Origin of the sequence: Arcticibacter pallidicorallinus, assembly GCF_003002875.1 — a bacterium.
GTDB lineage: Bacteria > Bacteroidota > Bacteroidia > Sphingobacteriales > Sphingobacteriaceae > Arcticibacter > Arcticibacter pallidicorallinus.
In genome coordinates this window covers 1-18,145 of sequence record NZ_PVTH01000011.1, presented here as the reverse complement: position 1 = coordinate 18,145, position 18,145 = coordinate 1, and the positions used below count along the sequence as shown (strand labels likewise).

At 44.6% G+C, this 18,145-nt stretch carries 14 protein-coding genes; 2 read left to right on the top strand and 12 right to left on the bottom strand.

The genetic code is table 11. From position 1 onward, the window contains the following. The first annotated feature begins 11 nt into the window (after positions 1-11). The gene (locus B0I27_RS14965) at positions 12-1,952 is read left to right on the top strand and encodes a KUP/HAK/KT family potassium transporter (protein WP_106294804.1); all 1,941 of its coding nucleotides are present in this window, start codon (positions 12-14) and stop codon (positions 1,950-1,952) included. A 66-nt stretch (positions 1,953-2,018) separates the two neighbouring features. On the opposite strand, the gene B0I27_RS14960 is transcribed toward B0I27_RS14965, so the two are convergent. Both B0I27_RS14960 and B0I27_RS14955 read right to left on the bottom strand, forming a co-directional pair. Then, positions 2,019-3,746, bottom strand: coding sequence for an APC family permease (locus B0I27_RS14960; protein WP_106294802.1), 1,728 nt, complete (start codon positions 3,744-3,746; stop codon positions 2,019-2,021). Between the two features lie 59 nt (positions 3,747-3,805). After that, the gene (locus B0I27_RS14955; protein WP_106294800.1) at positions 3,806-4,468 is read right to left on the bottom strand and encodes an LPXTG cell wall anchor domain-containing protein; all 663 of its coding nucleotides are present in this window, start codon (positions 4,466-4,468) and stop codon (positions 3,806-3,808) included. A gap of 252 nt (positions 4,469-4,720) precedes the next feature. On the opposite strand from B0I27_RS14955, the gene B0I27_RS14950 reads away from it, so the two are divergent. Beyond that, a complete protein-coding gene (locus B0I27_RS14950) occupies positions 4,721-5,575 on the top strand; it encodes a universal stress protein (RefSeq protein ID WP_106294798.1) in 855 nt (284 codons plus the stop codon). Between the two features lie 61 nt (positions 5,576-5,636). Here the strand turns inward: B0I27_RS14950 and B0I27_RS14945 are convergent, their stop codons facing one another. From B0I27_RS14945 to B0I27_RS14900, 10 genes are all read right to left on the bottom strand, one after another. Next, positions 5,637-7,346, bottom strand: coding sequence for a M3 family oligoendopeptidase (locus tag B0I27_RS14945; protein WP_106294796.1), 1,710 nt, complete (start codon positions 7,344-7,346; stop codon positions 5,637-5,639). A 62-nt stretch (positions 7,347-7,408) separates the two neighbouring features. After that, complete coding sequence (locus B0I27_RS14940; protein ID WP_106294794.1) at positions 7,409-8,266, bottom strand: UbiA-like polyprenyltransferase; 858 nt, start codon at positions 8,264-8,266, stop codon at positions 7,409-7,411. A 20-nt stretch (positions 8,267-8,286) separates the two neighbouring features. Beyond that, on the bottom strand, positions 8,287-8,910 hold the full coding sequence (yihA, locus tag B0I27_RS14935) for a ribosome biogenesis GTP-binding protein YihA/YsxC (RefSeq protein WP_106294792.1): 624 nt from the start codon (positions 8,908-8,910) through the stop codon (positions 8,287-8,289). Positions 8,911-8,942: 32 nt separating this feature from the next. Continuing rightward, on the bottom strand, positions 8,943-10,175 hold the full coding sequence (locus B0I27_RS14930) for an erythromycin esterase family protein (protein ID WP_106294790.1): 1,233 nt from the start codon (positions 10,173-10,175) through the stop codon (positions 8,943-8,945). Next, positions 10,172-10,495, bottom strand: a complete 324-nt coding sequence (locus B0I27_RS14925; protein ID WP_106294788.1) for a nucleotidyltransferase domain-containing protein — start codon at positions 10,493-10,495, stop codon at positions 10,172-10,174. Before B0I27_RS14925 ends, B0I27_RS14930 begins: the two co-directional genes overlap by 4 nt. Beyond that, positions 10,495-10,980: a nucleotidyltransferase substrate binding protein gene (locus B0I27_RS14920; protein ID WP_106294786.1), complete on the bottom strand. Its 486-nt coding sequence runs from the start codon at positions 10,978-10,980 to the stop codon at positions 10,495-10,497. Before B0I27_RS14920 ends, B0I27_RS14925 begins: the two co-directional genes overlap by 1 nt. A 154-nt stretch (positions 10,981-11,134) precedes the next feature. Further along, a complete protein-coding gene (locus tag B0I27_RS14915) occupies positions 11,135-11,443 on the bottom strand; it encodes a hypothetical protein (RefSeq protein ID WP_106294784.1) in 309 nt (102 codons plus the stop codon). Positions 11,444-11,525: 82 nt separating this feature from the next. After that, positions 11,526-12,641: an acyltransferase family protein gene (locus tag B0I27_RS14910; RefSeq protein WP_106294782.1), complete on the bottom strand. Its 1,116-nt coding sequence runs from the start codon at positions 12,639-12,641 to the stop codon at positions 11,526-11,528. Positions 12,642-12,778: 137 nt separating this feature from the next. Further along, the gene (locus B0I27_RS14905) at positions 12,779-14,662 is read right to left on the bottom strand and encodes a RagB/SusD family nutrient uptake outer membrane protein (RefSeq protein ID WP_106294952.1); all 1,884 of its coding nucleotides are present in this window, start codon (positions 14,660-14,662) and stop codon (positions 12,779-12,781) included. A 10-nt stretch (positions 14,663-14,672) separates the two neighbouring features. After that, positions 14,673-17,744 (bottom strand): SusC/RagA family TonB-linked outer membrane protein, encoded by a 3,072-nt coding sequence (locus B0I27_RS14900; RefSeq protein WP_106294780.1) that lies wholly within the window; start codon positions 17,742-17,744, stop codon positions 14,673-14,675. Positions 17,745-18,145 lie beyond the last annotated feature (401 nt).

Sequence of the window (18,145 nt, the reverse complement as noted above, 5' to 3'; positions counted from 1 at the left end):
AAATCATTTAAGTGGCAAATCATAAAGATCTACACAAACTGTCCGCCGCCGGATTACTCATCAGTTTAGGAATCATTTACGGCGACATCGGAACTTCTCCACTCTACGTTTTTAAAGCGATTATCGGGGATCGTATCATCAGTACAGACTTGATCCTCGGCGGACTGTCATGTATATTCTGGACGCTTACACTTCAAACGACTATCAAGTACGTCATCATCACTTTGAGGGCCGATAACAAGGGTGAGGGAGGGATTTTTTCGCTTTATTCACTGGTGAAGCGGAAGGCGCGATGGCTGGTCTTCCCTGCCATGATAGGAGGGGCCTCTCTTCTGGCTGACGGAATGATCACACCACCAATCACGATCTCATCGGCTATTGAAGGTTTGCAGATCTATTCCAAAGACCTGCCTACTGTGCCGATTGTAATGGTGATCATTACTTTTCTGTTCATCATACAGCAGTTCGGAACGTCACATCTGGGCAAGGCATTCGGGCCCATAATGTTTGTCTGGTTCGCATCCATGGCTGTTCTGGGAGGTGCTTATGTACTCGATTCACCTTTTATTCTGAAGGCGGTGAATCCCTATTATGCATGGCATATTCTGTATGACAACCCCAGTGCACTCCTGATTATTGGCGCGGTGTTCCTATGTACGACGGGTGCCGAAGCCCTCTACTCTGACCTGGGCCATTGTGGTCGTTCAAATATTCGCATCAGTTGGATTTTCGTTAAAATCTGTCTGCTTTTAAACTACTTTGGTCAGGGCGTATGGTTGTGGCAGCATCAGGGAGCGACGCTCGGAGAGGGCAATAATCCTTTCTATCTGATCATGCCCGAATGGTTTATTCCCTATGGTATCGGGATAGCCACCCTCGCTGCCGTCATTGCCAGCCAGGCCATGATAACGGGATCGTTTACACTGATCTCTGAGGCCGTCAGACTCAATCTCTGGCCAAAAGTTAAAATAAACTATCCTTCTATACAAAAAGGACAATTATATGTACCGTCTATGAACTGGATCTTATGGGGGGGGTGTATCGTGGTTATACTGCTTTTCAAAAAGTCAGCGGCCATGGAAGGAGCTTACGGTCTGGCGATTACTATCACCTTTATCATGACGACCATCCTCATGTCCGTTTACCTCATGAGAAAGCGTTTCCCCGGATACTTCATTGTGCTGTTTGCTCTCATCTATGGTCTTCTGGAGCTTGTCTTCCTGGTGGGTAATATGGCAAAATTCTTCCACGGCGGCTGGTTTACCATCTTACTTTCGCTTATTATCTTTTCGGTGATGTGGTCATGGTCTGCCGCCCGCCGCATCAAGAACCGTTATGTCAAGTTTGTAGAAATTGAAGATTACTATCAGATCATCAGCGACCTGAGCGAAGATTCAAGTGTCCCTAAATACTCATCTCAACTTGTTTATCTCACCAGTGCGAACTTTAAATCGGAGATAGAGGCGAAGATTATGTATTCCATTCTTCAAAAGCAACCCAAGCGGGCGGATGTCTATTGGCTGGTACATGTCGATGTAACCGATGAGCCATATACACTTGAATATAAGGTCGATTTCCTCGTTCCTGAAAAGTTGATCCGCATTGACTTCCGTCTGGGCTTCAGAGTGGAACAGCGAATTAACGTTCTGTTCAGGTTGGTCGTGGAAGACTTAGTTAGAAATGGGGAGATTGATATCACCAGTAAGTATCCATCTCTTAACAAACACCATATCGTGGGAGATTTTCGCTTTGTCGTGCTGGAAAAGGTCCTGTCACGCTCAAATCGTCTCAATCTGCTTGAACGGCTGACCATGGCCTACTACTTTGTACTGAAGCGTCTGGGTCTTTCAGAGGAGAAAGGTTTTGGTCTGGATCTAAGCTTTGTTACAGTAGAGCAGGTGCCCCTGATTGTTACGAAAACGGATACGGTACAACTGACGCGGGTCGACTAGGGAACACCTCCGCAAAAAAAAAGCCGGTTTATTGGTTCCAACGGAAGCAATAAACCGGCTTTAACGTTATAGACCTTCTGCTTCCTTATGAAGTTTGCTATTCTTGTAGCTGTATGAGAAATAGATGATCAGACCAAGTCCCAGCCAAATCAGGAACCTCAACCAGTTTACCCAACCCAGCTCAGTCATCAGGTAGAAACAACTTAAAAGTCCGAGTACCGGAATCAGGGAAAGCCGCTTCAGGAAGGAAAATACGGAAATGACTATGACCAGAATAAAGAAGAGGAAATAAGGGATATTGTCTTTGTAAGTATGCCAGTCGCCTGTATACCTAAATAATCCAAAAATCGGCTCATGGAATACAATTAGTATAGCAATCATTAATCCTGGAATGATATAACGCGAGTTGATATACGGAATCTTGAACTTGCCCGGTCTTTTTTCAATGTCCTCTTCCATGATCAGGACTCCCGCACAAACCAGGACGAAAGCAAATAGAGTGCCTATACTCGTCAGGTCGGTTACCTCAGTCAGGTTCATAAACAACGCTGGAACAGCCACGACAATTCCCGTCACAATAGTGGCAAATCCAGGTGTATTATACTTAGGGTGAATTTTTGAAAAGCGTTTGGGAAGAAGCCCGTCCCTGCTCATACTCATCCAGATCCTCGGTTGTCCCATCTGGAAGATCAGCAACACACTTGCGGTAGCAATAACAGCACTAACAGATATAATATAACTGATTTGAGTCAGGCCTACCTTAGCGAAGACGAACGCCAGCGGATCAGCTACCTGAAGGTCTTTGTATGATACCATGCCGGTAAGAACGAGTGCTATAAGGATATATAAAACCGTACAAATGATCAATGAATAGATCATCCCCCGCGGCAAATCGCGCTGTGGGTTCTTACATTCTTCCGCGGTCGTGGAGATCGCGTCAAAGCCGATATATGCGAAGAATACACCCGAAACACCCTTCATCACACCCGAAAATCCGTTGGGTAAAAACGGACTCCAGTTTTCCGGAGTGATATAGAAACATCCAAGTACAATGACGGCTATGACGACGCCGATCTTAAGCATGACCATGGCGTTAGTCGCTCGCTTGGTTTCCTTGATGCCGATATACACGAGCCATGTTATCAGAAACACAATCAGCAGTGCCGGAAAATCCGCAATCAGACGAAAGCTTCCAATCTGTGGCGCTGTGTTCCAGGCCAGTGCCTGATGTTGCATCAGATTCGTGATCCCTGCCGTGCTTCCCGAAGCCTGCAGTTTATCGATTGCTTCGCTCGCCCGCCAGGCAGAAAGGTAGTCCATCGTCAGGTAGGCCGGAACATGAATATTGAAGCCTTCCAGCAGGTTCACAAAGTATTTGCTCCAGGATATGGCAACCGCGATATTGCCGATCGCATACTCCATAAGGAGATCCCAACCAATTATCCAGGCAACCAGCTCTCCGAAGGAAGCATAAGCGTATGTATAGGCACTGCCTGAAACGGGTATTCTCGAAGCGAATTCAGCATAACAGAGGGCCGAAAAACCGCAGGTTACCGCCGTTATGATGAATAAAAAGGATACACCGGGCCCGCCATGAAACGCCGCTTCACCGATCGTGGAAAATATTCCCGCACCAATGACCGCTGCGATGCCCATAAAGGTGAGGTCGCGCACTCCTAGAATCCTGTTTAAGCCGGACCCTGTTCCTCCAGAATGACCCTCATCTCCTTGTCCCCCTTCAATATCCGAGAGGATGCGTGCAACCGATTTTTTTCTGAAGAAACTTTTAGACATGTAGCGTGCTTTTTTTCGTATCGGCGCCAAAAATATAAAATATTTCACGCTAACAACGCTTATTCATGCTTCTTCCGCTTCCGAAGTAAGATAATAATCACGATAAGCAAAATTACACCGGCTATAGCGCCTATGAGGATATAATTAGTCGATCCTGCAGGCTTTTTTCCGGTAGTATTCTGCGGTTCTGTAAATTGTGCCGCAACTGTTGCATCGGGTGGTATCTTGATCGAATTGTAGAAAGTCTCGCTCTCCTCCCTGGCGTACGACTCATGGATGTCTTTATACAAAAACTGGAACGTGTATGTGGCGGAGTTCACATGCAAAACCCTGATATTTCGATAATGCTTGCCGCTGCCGGTGTCCGTCACTAATTTGAGGTCCTTAACTCTGAGTTTTCCAATCAAGGTATCGCGTGCGTCAGAAACGTTGCCCGTCGATGAAGTCTGGATTTGTTTGACAAAGTTATCGTAATACTTTTTCAGTTGATCCACCTTTTCAATGTCAGGTGTAGTCGAGGGATCATCCGGTTGTTTCGTTATCAGAATCTGGCCGAAAGGTGTGTCTGCATTGAAAAGTGTCTGGCCAAGCGTATCCTTTTTCGTGAAACCGTCAGGTAGCGATACCTGAACAGAATCGTCTAACTTAGTCGGCTTCCATTTTTGTGCAAATAGAGGGACTGCCGTAAATATCAGAAGATAAATGATGATTAAATTTTTCATAAAATATGGATGAATAAAAAATATTAACCATCATTTTCTAAAAAAGGTTTTAGGCAGTACAAGCACAGCTTTCGGCAAGCGGCCTTCCGACCGGGCTTTCGTTCCTGATAATTATCTGATTATGACCCATGTCATTTTTAATTATCCTGATTTATGTTATGTTTACTCAAAGAGGATTTGACAACTCCTTAGGATTGATTTCACAAGGTTTACTCATAATTAACCCGGGCTACTAACCTAAAATTATAAGTTATGATCAAGATTTTAATACCCGTTGACTTCTCTGAATGTTCCATCAAGGCAGTCAGCTTCGCCGCCCAATTATCTCAGTACATTCCCACTCAGCTTGATCTGCTGAATGTACAGGAAGGTACCGGTAGTCTGTACTCAGATTACGTAGGATTAAATAAAGAATTTAACCAATCTCTTATCGCTGAGGCCCGCAAAAAGCTGGAGAAGCTTCAGGTGACACTTGGACTGTCTCAGCATGTCGTAGCAATGACTCACCTGGTTACGGGAGAGGTTCAGGAAACCATTATTGCCGAAGCAGCAAAACTCGGATCTAACCTGATCATTATGGGAACCTCGGGAGCCAGCGGAATCAAAGAGCTGTTGATTGGCAGCCAGACAGCAAGTGTAATCGGACACAGTAAGATCCCGGTTCTGGCTATTCCCGAGGATTACGAATGGAAAAGACCGAAGAAGATCCTCCTGGCTACCAGTAATTTCGAAAAGGAGCCGAATCTTCTGAATAGCGTATTTAATCTGGCCAGTCAGCTTCAGGCAACTGTCGAAACCGCTGTGTTTTCAGATGAGGATTACGATGACGCAGCAACACTGCTTCAGACCTCATACGGTATAAACGCCTATGAGAAATTCCTGAAAGAAGAATACAGCCAAACCGAATTGGTCGCCACTCACCTCACCGGAAAAAGTTTCGAAGAAACCCTGAGTGATCATATAAAACATCATGATGTGGATATCCTGGTCATGATTACTTATCAGCGGAATCTGCTTAAACGCATCTTTAATCCCAGTCACACCCGGCGGATGAGCTATCATACCAAAATTCCGCTTCTGGTAATTCCTTCCAGAAAAGAGGAATAAATTGAAGTAAAGCTGACGGCTCCAGATGCCGTCAGCTCTTCATCTTTTTTCTGAAAATACCCTAATCCTGTAAAAGCTCCAGTTCCGCTTTAAGGAATGCAGCGAGCTCGTGAACGTAATCCGCGCTAAAATTAAACTCAATCCCCGCAGTCTGATAGATCTCCTTGATCGTCCGCGTGTATCCCAGCTTAAGTGCCTCTTTATATAACTTCAGACCCTTCTCCGGATCTTCCTTGTAATTTTTCCAGACGGCAATAGCTCCCAGTTGCGCAAAACCGTACTCGATGTAGTAGAACGGAACTTCAAAAATATGTAGCTGTTTCTGCCAAAGATTCTCCAATGCCTCCTCGTAACCTTCCCAGTTCGCAAAGTTTAAACCGAATGGTGTAAAGATTTGCTTCCAGGCTTCACGCCGCTGTTCGCTGGTATGATCCGGATTGGTATAGATCCAGTGCTGAAACTGATCAACCACAGCCACCCAGGGTAGGGTTTTCAACACGTCTTTTAACTGGTCTCTTTTAGCCCTCTTCAGGTCATCTGCATCCTTAAAGAAAATATCCCATTTATCCATAGAGATTAGCTCCATACTCATAGAAGCCAGCTCTGCTACTTCAGAAGGCAAATGTTTGAAATCATTCAGCTCCAGGTCTGATGAGATAAACGTATGTACCGCATGTCCGCCTTCATGGATCATCGTCGTCAGATCACGGAAGGTATTGGCCGAATTCATAAAGATAAAAGGGGCGCCGGTTTCCGCAAGCGGGTAGTTGTAACCACCGGGAGCTTTGCCCTTACGGCTTTCCACGTCAAAAAGCTGGTTAGCCTTCATAATGGCCAGTCGTTCACCAATGTAGGTGTCGATAGAATGGAAGCACTCAATAGATTTGTCGATCAGTTCCGCGCCGCTCCCGAAAGGCTTTAATGCAGGCTTGCCCGAAATATCCACGTCCATATCCCAGGGCTTTAGCGTATCCAGGTTCAGTGCAGTCAATCTCGCATCCGATTGCTCCCGCAGTATCGGAACGATTTCCTTTTCAATAGCTTCATGGAATTTATAGCACTCATGCGGAGTATAGTCAAAGCGGCCAAGCGAGCGGAACATATAATCTCTGAAGTTTTCAAAGCCAGCGTTCAGCGCAACCTGATGACGAAGTTTTAACAGCTCATTGAAAAGTTTATCTAGTTGATCCCGGTCTAGCAACCTTCTTTCTGTAATCGCTTCCCATGCCTTCTGGCGAACCTCACGCTCAGGATCTTTCAAAAATACCGAAGCCTGTTCCAGCGTATATTCCTTGCCATCGAGCGTCACGCTCATTGCACCGGTTATCGATTGGTATTTCTGTGCGGTTACCTGTATTTGAGTGAAAAGTGGGATGTTCTCTTCTCTGAAGAGCTCAAGTGAGTTCCTCACGCCCCGAAGGAAGATCATATACTTATCTTCGTCCAGCTCATTCACGAAAGTACTTTCGACAAGCTTCTTGTTTAGCTCGTTCGATATCGGCGCGATACGCGGCTCGACCTCTGTAGCAAAATATTGAAAATCCTGCAGCAAGTTTTCATTCAGCGTATCGCAGGTCATCCGGATATAACGCCACGCAAAATCTTCTTCCACAACGGCTTCCAGCTCACTGCGGTCTCTCATCCAGGCTTCCAGTTCAGTCACCGAGTTAATCTCCCGGTCTTTCAGTTCTATAAAAAGAGGCTCGAGGTTTTCCCAGTTTATTTCAAGATTTTCGGGGACATAGGCCCTTCTTTTTTTCTCGATTATCATGTTTCGTCGGTTTGCTTAAAAACACGAAGTTAACGGAAAATAAAGTAAGATGTTTATAGGGTTCAGGAATTCCGGAAATACACATCCAGGAGGAAACAGACAGCGAAAACCACGGAAGCAATCCCGTTGGTGGTTCCAAAGGCCAAAGTTACTTTGCTCAGATCGTCAGGCTTAACAAGGCTATGCTGGTAGATCAGCAAAGCGATAAATACCACAATACCCAGGGCGTAAAACCAGCCCAGCGGCGTAAAGAAGAATGGTAACACGACAAAAATCACACTGAATACATGCAGTATTGAAGACACCGTCAGCGCCTTGTGACGACCAAGCCATGCAGGAATAGAGTAGAGGTTCTCCTGTTTGTCAAATTCGTCATCCTGTAGTGAATAGATAATATCGAATCCGCTCACCCAGCATACCACAGCCATCGAGAACAAGACCGGGAGGAAATGAAACTCACCTGTAACCAGCAGGTAGGAGCCAAGTGGCGCCAATCCCAGACCAACACCCAGCACCAGATGGCACAGCGGAGTGAAGCGCTTGGTATAACTATACCCCAGAACAACAGCCAGCGCTACCGGAGAAAGATAAAAACAAACCGGATTGATAAACCAGGTGGTGAAGATGAAAAGCACACAGTTTGACAGCGTAAACCAGAAGGCACTCCTTGCTGAAATTCTTCCCGCAGGAATATCACGCACCGCGGTACGTGGATTTTTAATATCAAAATGCCTGTCCAGATACCTGTTGAAAGCCATCGCCGCATTACGCGCAAAGACCATACAAAGCACCATATATACCAGGTTCATAGCACTGAAGGTATGCTCCGTAGTAGATAGCGCAAGGAAAAAACCTATAAACGCAAAGGGCATCGCAAAAATCGAATGCGCAAACAGGACGAGTGATAAATATTTCTTCATTTAACAAACACAGGTCAGTGTTAAACAGTATCTTCTTTATAAGTGCTTTTGAAGCCTTTATTAATATCGTCGATGGTTGCCAGAATCTCTTCACGTCCTTCCTGAGTTTCTGAGGATGTGATATAAATTGCAGGGACTTCTTCAAAGTATTCCAGCATAGCCTTGTTGAATTTAGCTACGTTGCCCATGGTCTTTACTTTCGACTGCTTGTCGGCTTTCGTAAATACCAGCAAAAACGGAATTCCTTCTTCACCTAACCATGAACAGAACTTTAAGTCGGGTTTCTGAGGCTCCAAACGACTGTCTATCAAAACAAAAACACACTGAAGGCTTTCCCGGTTGCGAATGTAATAACGTATAAAACGTTCCCATTCCTCGCGGCTACTTCTCGAAACTTTAGCATAGCCATATCCCGGAAGATCGACCACATACCAGTTTTCATTGATCAGAAAGTGGTTGATCAGCTGAGTCTTTCCAGGCGTTTGTGATGTTTTGGCCAGTCCCTTTTTGCCTGTAAGCATATTGATAAGGGACGACTTGCCAACATTAGAACGACCAATGAAAGCATATTCGGGCAGTGTAGGAGGAGGTAACTTCTCGGTCCTGGTATTACTGCATTTGAATTCAGCTGAGCGGATTTGCATTCTGGCAAAGGTAGGAAAATGAAATTGAAATGTCAGCGGCTCCCCGCAGCTGTTGTTTTGTCAAAAAATGCTATTAGGTCAAAGCATTTTGACATCGACAATTTTCGATCCGATGGTTTCTCTGTTCCGCCAATTAAACGCATTTCCTTAGGCTCATTCAAGAACGTCTCTAGCACACTGTCACCCGAAGCTTCACTAAGATCGAGCAGGAAGTTGCTAGAGAAACATTTACTGAAGTAATATTCGTAGCTGCGAGTAGATGAAACCGGCGGATAATAAATATCCATGTATTTCAGCTCCTTATTTCGCTTAGCCATAACGCCGACCTTACCATGGTTCATGTCAGTAGCTATCACATAATATTTGCTTCCACATTTCTTGTCCAAATGTTTGCCCAGCGGGTCTTGCCAGAAGATGTTTGATTTCGAAACATGACCGTTATGAGCCCAAATGATGAGCTTATTATTGTCTGTCTGACTTTGTATCCAGCAAGCGTTTTCAAACATGTTTTTATCTCTCATTCCAAGGCGATCTTTTTCACTCCTCAGATATCGAGCGATTTCTTGTTCCAGCAACTGAACATAGTGAACGTGAACGGCTGGACGGTATTCCTGAGTTACCAACATTTTGAGCGATGAGACTGTAGAGTCCAATGCAGCAATATCCTTTTTGGTCAATGAGCTATGCACGGTGGTTGCTACCTTTTGAAGCACTGCTTTCGAAGGTGCTGATATGTTGCTTATCGAATCTAAGACAACCTGTATGATGTTTCCAAAACCACGGGCTTCTAATCCATAAATGTGCACTTTCTCTTTTTCCGGCTTGCTGCCGTTATATGCTCGAAGCCACTCGAGTATCTCCCTGGTTTCTTTCCCTGCGGGAAACCCGCCAAAAAATCTTGGCTTTGTCAGCCTTCCATTTATGTAGTCGTCCAAACTCATCAATGCGGCGAAGTCACTTTCAAAAGCGATCGCTTTAAAATGAAGTTTTGTAACCAGAAAGCGTATAAGCTTGTCTTTGTACCGAAAAAACTCATGAGTACCATGCGTCCCTTCACCTAGAGCGATAATTTCCTTTTCTTTCAGCAAGCTCTCCAAAAAGCTGATATCACTAAAACTACTATCTGGATTAAACGTCTGAATCGGCACAATATGGTGATTAAGCCTTTCAACTATATCTTGAGTGTCCACTTGTGATTCCGCCTTAAACGGAACAATTAAGGAAGCGACCACAAGAAAAAAAAACACGAAAAGACGATAGGTCATGAAGTGATATTTTTAGCTTTAACTTCATAAAAGCAAACCCCTCTTCGGCCAATATGATCTACCAGGTCCGGATTTTCTATTTTATGAAGAACAGACAAATCAATTTTGTAGGGTAGCAGTAAGTTATCGAGGTCTGTTTCAATTTTAAATTGCGTAGATAGGTCAAGTTTATTCCCGACAAGTGCTAAATCTATATCGGAATTGTTCCGATAGTTACCCTTGGCACGCGAGCCATACAAGATAACTCTCTCTATCTGAGGGTGTTTAGAAAAAACACCTTGGATTACGTTAATAATGTCTTCTTTTAGTCCGTAACGCATTATTGATAAAATAGACTTCCTTGTTCTCCTGATTTTATCTCCTCCATTTTGTCCCTGAAGGCTTTAAACGCGTGAAAATAATCGCCTAATATATTGTTAAAAATTTCATCGGCAATTTCTTCATTATAAGTGTGAGATGTTTTATTGCGGCTCCTTATCATCTCCATCCATACCTCCCCGTCAGCAATTAAACCCATAGCAAAGGCTTCTCTGGAAGCATCCCGGGAGCCACGTACTTCCGCATTTCCCTGGTAAGCGGCATAATCCTTCATCACGTTCCAAGCCATTTCGTGAGTATATTCGAAACTCTGTATCAAACCTTGTTTAATCAGATCGTTCAGGATCTTGGTAATATTTTCTCGCTCTTCAATTTGCTCTTTAAGGACGGTGTCGTGCTCTATGAAATTGACAGCTTCTTCCAATTTACCTAATGCCTTTTTGTAATTACTGAAGCGTTGTTCCCAACGGATGTCTTGTTCATTCATAACATAGTCTATAAAGGCCGCACGGAGTCTTAAGCATTTAAATATCCCCGATAGCCAAAGGTATTTAATTTTGCCCAATCGTTATTGCTTTGGGTCCTTAAAACATGACTTCGCTTTATTATTTCACCATCTGCATATATCGAATTCCACTTCATTATTTGACCTTTATACGTTTGATTTTGATCACATCGTAATATCTGAGAGTAGGGTAGCCACAACCATATTTTTCACCCGTTGGTTCATATTCTATGGAGATCTCTTGATTGTTAATCTGGTAATTTTCGTCAAGATGAGCCGGGGAATACGTTGTATCACCGATCTCAATAAGCCATCCACAACCATCGCTAGCAGGAGAGCCGGCATCTCTGATGACGGCCTCTGCTAGAATAGCGTTTGAGTTGTCTTTTTTGCAACCACTTCCTATCAGTAAAAGTATCGATAAAGTTAAAGATATCGTTCTCATATGTAGCTTGTTGTATTATGTACTACGAAGAAATGGCATCAAAAGCTACAGTCTAAAAGTGATAGGAGAACGCAGCCGCTTTTTAACTGCCCTGCTTATACTGATTCGCTTCTCGTCTGGGAATAAATTTCTCCTTCAGATATTTCCGAACCGGGACATCCACAAACGCCATGATGCAATACGCAAAGGCAACCAACAACGGTACCCCTACAACAGTTATCGCAATCATTTCATTTACCGGGGGATTATTCTGCAATACATAGCTGTGAAAAACCCACAAAAAAGGATAATGAACCATATAAAGTGGATAGGAGATCGCTCCTGAAAATCTGCAAACCTTAAGGTACGCCGGTTTAAGGAGCGACCCCGCCCCCAGCGCTATCAGGAGCGGAAAATAAAAAAGCACTGTCACCAAATCATTCAGCCAATTGAATTTCTCGACAAAGGGCATAAGGAAGGCGAGAGACAGCAATAGGCTTAGCGGTAAGAAGCCAAGGGGATTCTTAATTATCCAGTTCATTCTATAGATTAGCATACCCGCTAAAAACGAGTAAAATACCCTTATTCCTCCGGCCGCAACGCTGGGACTGCCCCAACCGCCCAACAGATTATTCGATCTGATTGCCTCAAAACACAACAGTACGGCAGCAATTGTGACCAAGCCCCACAATACCTTATTCCTGATTTTGACCAAAAACAGCGCATAGAAGATATTCGCGACATACTCCCAGAACAACGACCAGGTTGGTGGGTTCAAATGAAAAAGGTTGAAATACCGCTCTTCAACTGCCGGATAGGGGATCATCAGGCACGACGTGATAAACATTACCACCGTTTTCGCTGAATATTCTTCGAACAACGAGCTGAATGGATCTAACATAAAGCATATCAAGCCCAACACAACACCGATGATTACAAGCGGATGTAAGCGTATTAAGCGGAGTTTTAAAAAGTTCGCAATGCCGATTTTAGCAAACTTCACATCGTATGCATAAGCAATTACAAACCCTGATAAGCAAAAGAAGAAATCGACTGCTAGATAGGAGTGTGCTATAAAGTTGTCTTTCAAATCCGGAGTGATGGATTCCATAAAGTGGAAAATGACAACTGCTAAAGCAGCAACGCCTCTTAGTCCGTCAAGAATTTCGAAATGTCGCTTGGTATCGGTAAGGTATTTAGTCTGGTCTGCTACGATCATCTATTGAAGAAAGTTCCTGTGTTATGCATTATCAATAACAATTATAGTCATTTCTCCCAAGACACGTCTTCCGCATAATCATTTCCTCATAGCTAAGAAGCGGTTGCCATACCATGATGACAACCGCTTTTTATACTTTATTCTACAATTTTGTCCAGTGCCGCTACATTCTCTTCATAGCCCGAATATCCCTTATTCTGATTTATCCGGCCACGCGTATTGAACCTTTGCGCACTCGCCGGGATCGGCCACAGCACATGATAGGGTGCAATGCGGAACTTGACGCCCATTACTGTGGGGACCTCATTCCTGTAAAAGTCATTTTTCTCCATGATTCTGTCATAGAAGAAATTGGCATCGGAAAAATTAGCCATGCCGTATACCTTACCATTGTAAGCGGGTTTTCCGGTCTGGGCAAAAATATAGGCGATGCGTGTAAGTTCGGTCTTTCGTGGTTCTTCCCAATAAAGTTCCCTCGCTCTTTCATCCAGAATTGTACTTATGTTAATTTCAGTAGCGTTAGTAAGGGGCTGAGCCTGAGCTCTCGTCCGCACTTCATTCAAGTCTGCCATCGCTGCCGCAAGGTTGCCTTTCCAGTAATGCGCCTCGGCTCTGAGCAAATAGGTTTCAGCAACCCTGAATACGTACCAGTCGGTATTTGTTCCTCTTGGAGGTGTCCAATATGGATCTCTGGCTTCTCTGTTCGTTGAGCTGATAAATACTTTATAATGTGGCCAGCCGAACCAGTGGCGGATGGTATCCAAAGAACCGTTGGTAAACCTTGCCGCTACATTTGTACTGTTGTATGCTTGAAGCGGTTTGCCGTAGAGTGCTTTGTCAGCAGCGTTCTGCGAATTTTTCAATGCAGGATGGTTGTAAACCAGGTCGGTCATATCCATCCACATACCAGGTGCATGTCTTAAATCGGTATTGTCTGTCCAGATGTACTTCGTGCTGTAGGGTGTTCCACGGTATCTTCCGATCCCTCTTCCGTACCATAGTGTAAGAGGGAATTCCGCTGTTATCGCGTCGGTAATCGCTGTGGCTCCTGACGGTGTTTTAACATTCGCGAAATGCCAGGCGGGTACGCAATTACGCATGACCTGTGATCCGTTAGCAGTAAAACCGCTAGCCAGATTATCCCGGTCTATTACAAGGAACAGAGCTTCCTTATTCGCAGATATCGCTTTATTATCCATTCGATGCAGATCCCAGATCACGTTCCTGGTAGCATCACCTGAGGTGCTTCCAAAGCGGGTTTTCATCAGGCCGTACCTGCCGCCGTTTAGCACATTGTTTGCTGATGCAATAGCGTCATCAAACTTACCCAGTGATAAATTTATCTTCGTAAGCAGGTGACTTACCGCGCCTTTGGTAACCTCGCCCTTGTTCACGTCGTCTTTTACCCAGGTTTGAGCAAACTCCAGGTCCTCTTTCATTTTCTGTAAAATAACTTCTCTCTTTGTTGAGTAGAAGTCGTCTCGGGGAGTGGCCTCATCCTTAAGTTGTAAGGGAACGTCTCCAAACTGATGCACCAGACGGTAATAATGATAGGCGCGATAGAAGTATGCAGAGCCGAGAATGGCATTCTTTTCTTCCTCAGAACTGAACTGTACTTTGTCTATATAAGAAATGACGGTGTTCGCATACCTTATGCCTCTAAATTCTTCAATCCAGTACCAGCCTACTTTATTATAGTCGTTATTATTTAGTTCAGCGTCTGGAGTGATGCGTGTAACCAAATCCTGAGCTGTAGTACTCTTATCGGTGGTTCCGTCCACTGCTACATCAGAGAAAAGAGATTCCGTTAACAGGGGGGCTGAATCTCCGAAATACTCCTGTCTCACGTTTGCCCCCAGCGCGTTCAGGGCGGCTTTCATAGCCGCCACATTGGTTAATGACGTTTCCGGTGAGTAAACGGATAGTTGATCAGATGTTAGATAATCTTCCTTGCACCCGTTAGTCAGCAGAAGCAGACCGGCGGTCACGAGAGTGGTAATTTTTTTATTTATAATTTTCATCTTGCTTGGGTTATAATGAGACATTCAGACCTAATGTATAATACCTCGGTGTGGGGCCGTTATTCTGAGGATCCCAATAATCCCATGTCGGTGCATACAGTGCCGCGTTGTTAATGTTCATATAGATCTTGGCGCTTTTGAATCTCAATCTATCGGAGATGCCCTGAGGAATAGAATAGGCCAGAGCTACGGTATTCAATCGTATAAACGAGTTATCACGGAAGACATTAAAGGATGTGCCGCTGAGTCCTGAGTTTAAGCGCGCATAATCATTCAGAGGATTTTCAGGTGTCCAGTACGGAACCACGTAAGAGCTGGTACGTCCGAAGCCGACACTTCCCGGCTGGTTCCTGGCCTGATTAAACTCCTTCTTTTGTCCCCAGTTTGACAACAATTGAAAGGAGAAGTCAATGTTTCCGAACAGGTTGAACTCATTCCTCATAGCCCAGATGAATCTTGGCGATTTATAACCCAGGAATTGTTTATCCTGATCATTGTAGATGTAATTTCCGTCAACGTCCAGTAACTTAAAATCTCCGGCTTTGATTCCCTTATTGAATTTGTTTGCTTCTTCTACCTCGTTTTCCTGCCACACTCCAAGGATTTTGTAATCCCAGATCACGTCGATATCCCTGCCTATAAACCAACCATTCCCGATATCGTCATTGGGAGTGGCGAGAGCGTCAATAGTGTTACGGTTGAGGAACAGATTCACATTGGTATTCCAGCTAAACTTTTCGCTCCTTACATTTTTGCTGTTTAGGCTGAACTCGAAGCCCCTGTTGGTGACCTTTGCAAGATTGGAGTTCACGTTTACATATCCTGAGACGTTCGACAGGGTTTGTCTGATCAGAAGATCGTTTGTTTTTTTGTCATACACCTCTAGAGTACCGCTCAGTCTGTCGTTCAGCACTGAAAAATCCAGACCCGCATTGAAAGACTTCGTCTGTTCCCACTTCAGATTATCATTGCCCATGCGGTTGTTAATAATGATGGTGTTGACTTCTGAGGCAGATCCGCTATTGTTAACAAGTTGATATTTTCCAACGTTTAGCTGTGTCAGCGCTGCATAGGGATCTACGGTATTGTTATCAGGGTTTCTTAAGTCTCTGTTTCCATTAATTCCATATGATAAACGTAGCTTGCCATAGCCCAACCAGCTTAAAGCCGACTTCATGAAAGGCTCTTCTGTGAACGTCCAGGCAAATGCCGCCGCCGGGAAAGTCGCTCTTTTGTTCTGACTTCCAAAAACAGAATACCCGTCCCTTCTTACAGACACAGTAAAGTTGTACCGTTGCAGTAAGCCGTAATTCAGGCGTGCCATCAATGCGTCGCCGGTATAAATTTTGTCTTCACTATTTACAACTGGCTTAATTCCGCTTGAAAGATTGTGGTAACCCAGTTGATCGTTGGGGACAAATCCTTCGTTTCCTCCCTGGGTCCACCACGTCTGGTACTTTTCAGCATTCGCTAAAAGCGTAACGTCCACGCTATGGATCTTATTGAAGGTTCTGTTCCACTTGAGTAAATTGTCAACCTGCCAGTTGTACCTCGTTTCATTTGCGCGGGTTACGGAGCCTCCCGGTGTTGTGACGTTCGGGTTTAAGGAAGAAAGATGGTTGAAAGTTCTGTAGTTATCAAGCCCCGGACTAAAGTTTAGTTGATAGGTAATACCAAAAGGTAACGTTGCTTTAGCGTAGAGGCTCCCGAAAAGAGTACTTTGCTTGTCCATCCGATCATTGTAAGTCGGATTTAGAAACGGGTTCCTCGCATTGAGACCGTTGTCATCTGTCGGGATTCTCCGAAGCGTTCCATTTTCGTTATACATATCACCATAAGGCGATAATGCAGTCAATTCACCCCAGGCAGCTTCAATAGAGCCCTCGTCGCGGTCTGCAAACTGAAGATTCATTCCCACAGTCAGAAACTTTGCGGCTTTGCCTTCCAGGTTTACACGTGCGCGGACAGTGCTGAATTCCCCGCCTTCAATAAGATTTTCATTTTTGAGATAGCCCAGAGACATATAGTAGGTTATCTCATCTTTACGGCCCGACATACTCAGTGTATGATCCTGCCTTAAGCCTGTTCTGAATATTTCGTCGTACCAGTTTATAGACTTTCCTTCCAGAAAGTTTTTCTTCTCGTTCGCTACCAAACCCAGCCTGTTTAGCCACAAGTCCTGGGGATCACCGCTTTGACCATTGAGCCATTGCTGCATGGTAATTCCTTCCGGGAGATTGTCCGGATGGTCATATAAGTACCCAGGCGTGGCTGCGCCACTTCTCATAACGTCGGACCTCCATCTCAGAAATCCGGGCCCGTCATACACTTTCTGGTCCCGGGCCAGAGACGCCAGGCCAACATTGGTGTTTACGGTAATCGTTGGCGTACTGCTTTTGCCCTTCTTTGTTGTGATGGCAACCACACCCGTAGCGGCCTTAGCGCCGAAAACGGCTAAAGAACTGGCGTCTTTCAATACGTCCACTGATTCGATGTCGTTAGGATTGATATCGGACAACTGGCCCGAATAAATGACCCCATCGAGTACGATCAATGGTGAAGTACTGGCACTGAGAGTAGTTTTACCACGAACAAGTAAATCTCCTCCACCTTTGGCGCTGGAGCTCAGACCAACATTCAGTCCCGGGATGTTACCTCTCAGGATATCCGTCACATTCTGCGGATTCTCATTTTCCAGTTGCGCGGCTTTAACGCTGGAAACGGCCCCCGTCACGTCTTTCTTAGACGCCGTTCCATAACCGATGACAACAACTTCATCCAGCTGTTTATTGTCATCACTCATCGTAACACTGATTTCTCTTGAAGAACCAACGCTCTGCTCTTTCGTGATGAAGCCAATACTTGTGAATACAAGAGTGGCATTTGGAGATACGGTTATCGTGAATGCCCCGTTCACATCCGTCGAAACTCCTTTCGCTGAGTTCTTTACTTTAACGGATACGCCCGCCAGCCCAATGCCCTGCTGGTCCTTGACCAGTCCTTTAACCTCCCTTTCCTGTGCGACTAATTGCATACAGCACAGCCACAGGGAGATGATAAGAAAAGTAGTTTTTCTTCCCATAATTTTCGGTTGTAAATTTTTAATTGGAAATCGGTTTATAATTAGAGTAAAGATAACGCGAGAGGATTGAAAAAAACAACAGATTTTGATATAAATACTTGAGTTTCAATGGGTTTGACTTTGTAGTGATACGCTTAGAGAGACCACTGAAAATGGGTTAACTAGCTGATTTCAAATACAGAAGTATTCATATGAGTCAAATTCTTGATACGCTTGCCTAACAATAAAAAAAGTAAAAATAAATCGCTCATGTCCGAAGCGCTGGAATCGAATTGCCTTATTTACTATGCAGTTCTCAATAGCCTGTCCCTGCCTTAATCGTGCTTGGAATGATGGGGACAAGAACGGGACGTCCTACTGAGATAAGTCCGACTGCAGTATCTGTAAGTGGGACTTATCCC

Excerpts from the sequence above, each read along its gene's own strand:
- B0I27_RS14905 (WP_106294952.1), bottom strand. The coding sequence starts at position 14,662 with ATGAAAATTATAAATAAAAAAATTACCACTCTCGTGACCGCCGGTCTG.
- B0I27_RS14915 (WP_106294784.1), bottom strand. The coding sequence starts at position 11,443 with ATGAGAACGATATCTTTAACTTTATCGATACTTTTACTGATAGGAAGT.
- B0I27_RS14925 (WP_106294788.1), bottom strand. The coding sequence starts at position 10,495 with ATGCGTTACGGACTAAAAGAAGACATTATTAACGTAATCCAAGGTGTT.
- B0I27_RS14960 (WP_106294802.1), bottom strand. The coding sequence starts at position 3,746 with ATGTCTAAAAGTTTCTTCAGAAAAAAATCGGTTGCACGCATCCTCTCG.
- B0I27_RS14950 (WP_106294798.1), top strand. The coding sequence starts at position 4,721 with ATGATCAAGATTTTAATACCCGTTGACTTCTCTGAATGTTCCATCAAG.
- B0I27_RS14940 (WP_106294794.1), bottom strand. The coding sequence starts at position 8,266 with ATGAAGAAATATTTATCACTCGTCCTGTTTGCGCATTCGATTTTTGCG.
- B0I27_RS14920 (WP_106294786.1), bottom strand. The coding sequence starts at position 10,980 with ATGAATGAACAAGACATCCGTTGGGAACAACGCTTCAGTAATTACAAA.
- B0I27_RS14955 (WP_106294800.1), bottom strand. The coding sequence starts at position 4,468 with ATGAAAAATTTAATCATCATTTATCTTCTGATATTTACGGCAGTCCCT.
- B0I27_RS14910 (WP_106294782.1), bottom strand. The coding sequence starts at position 12,641 with ATGATCGTAGCAGACCAGACTAAATACCTTACCGATACCAAGCGACAT.
- yihA (WP_106294792.1), bottom strand. The coding sequence starts at position 8,910 with ATGCAAATCCGCTCAGCTGAATTCAAATGCAGTAATACCAGGACCGAG.
- B0I27_RS14930 (WP_106294790.1), bottom strand. The coding sequence starts at position 10,175 with ATGACCTATCGTCTTTTCGTGTTTTTTTTTCTTGTGGTCGCTTCCTTA.
- B0I27_RS14945 (WP_106294796.1), bottom strand. The coding sequence starts at position 7,346 with ATGATAATCGAGAAAAAAAGAAGGGCCTATGTCCCCGAAAATCTTGAA.
- B0I27_RS14900 (WP_106294780.1), bottom strand. The coding sequence starts at position 17,744 with ATGGGAAGAAAAACTACTTTTCTTATCATCTCCCTGTGGCTGTGCTGT.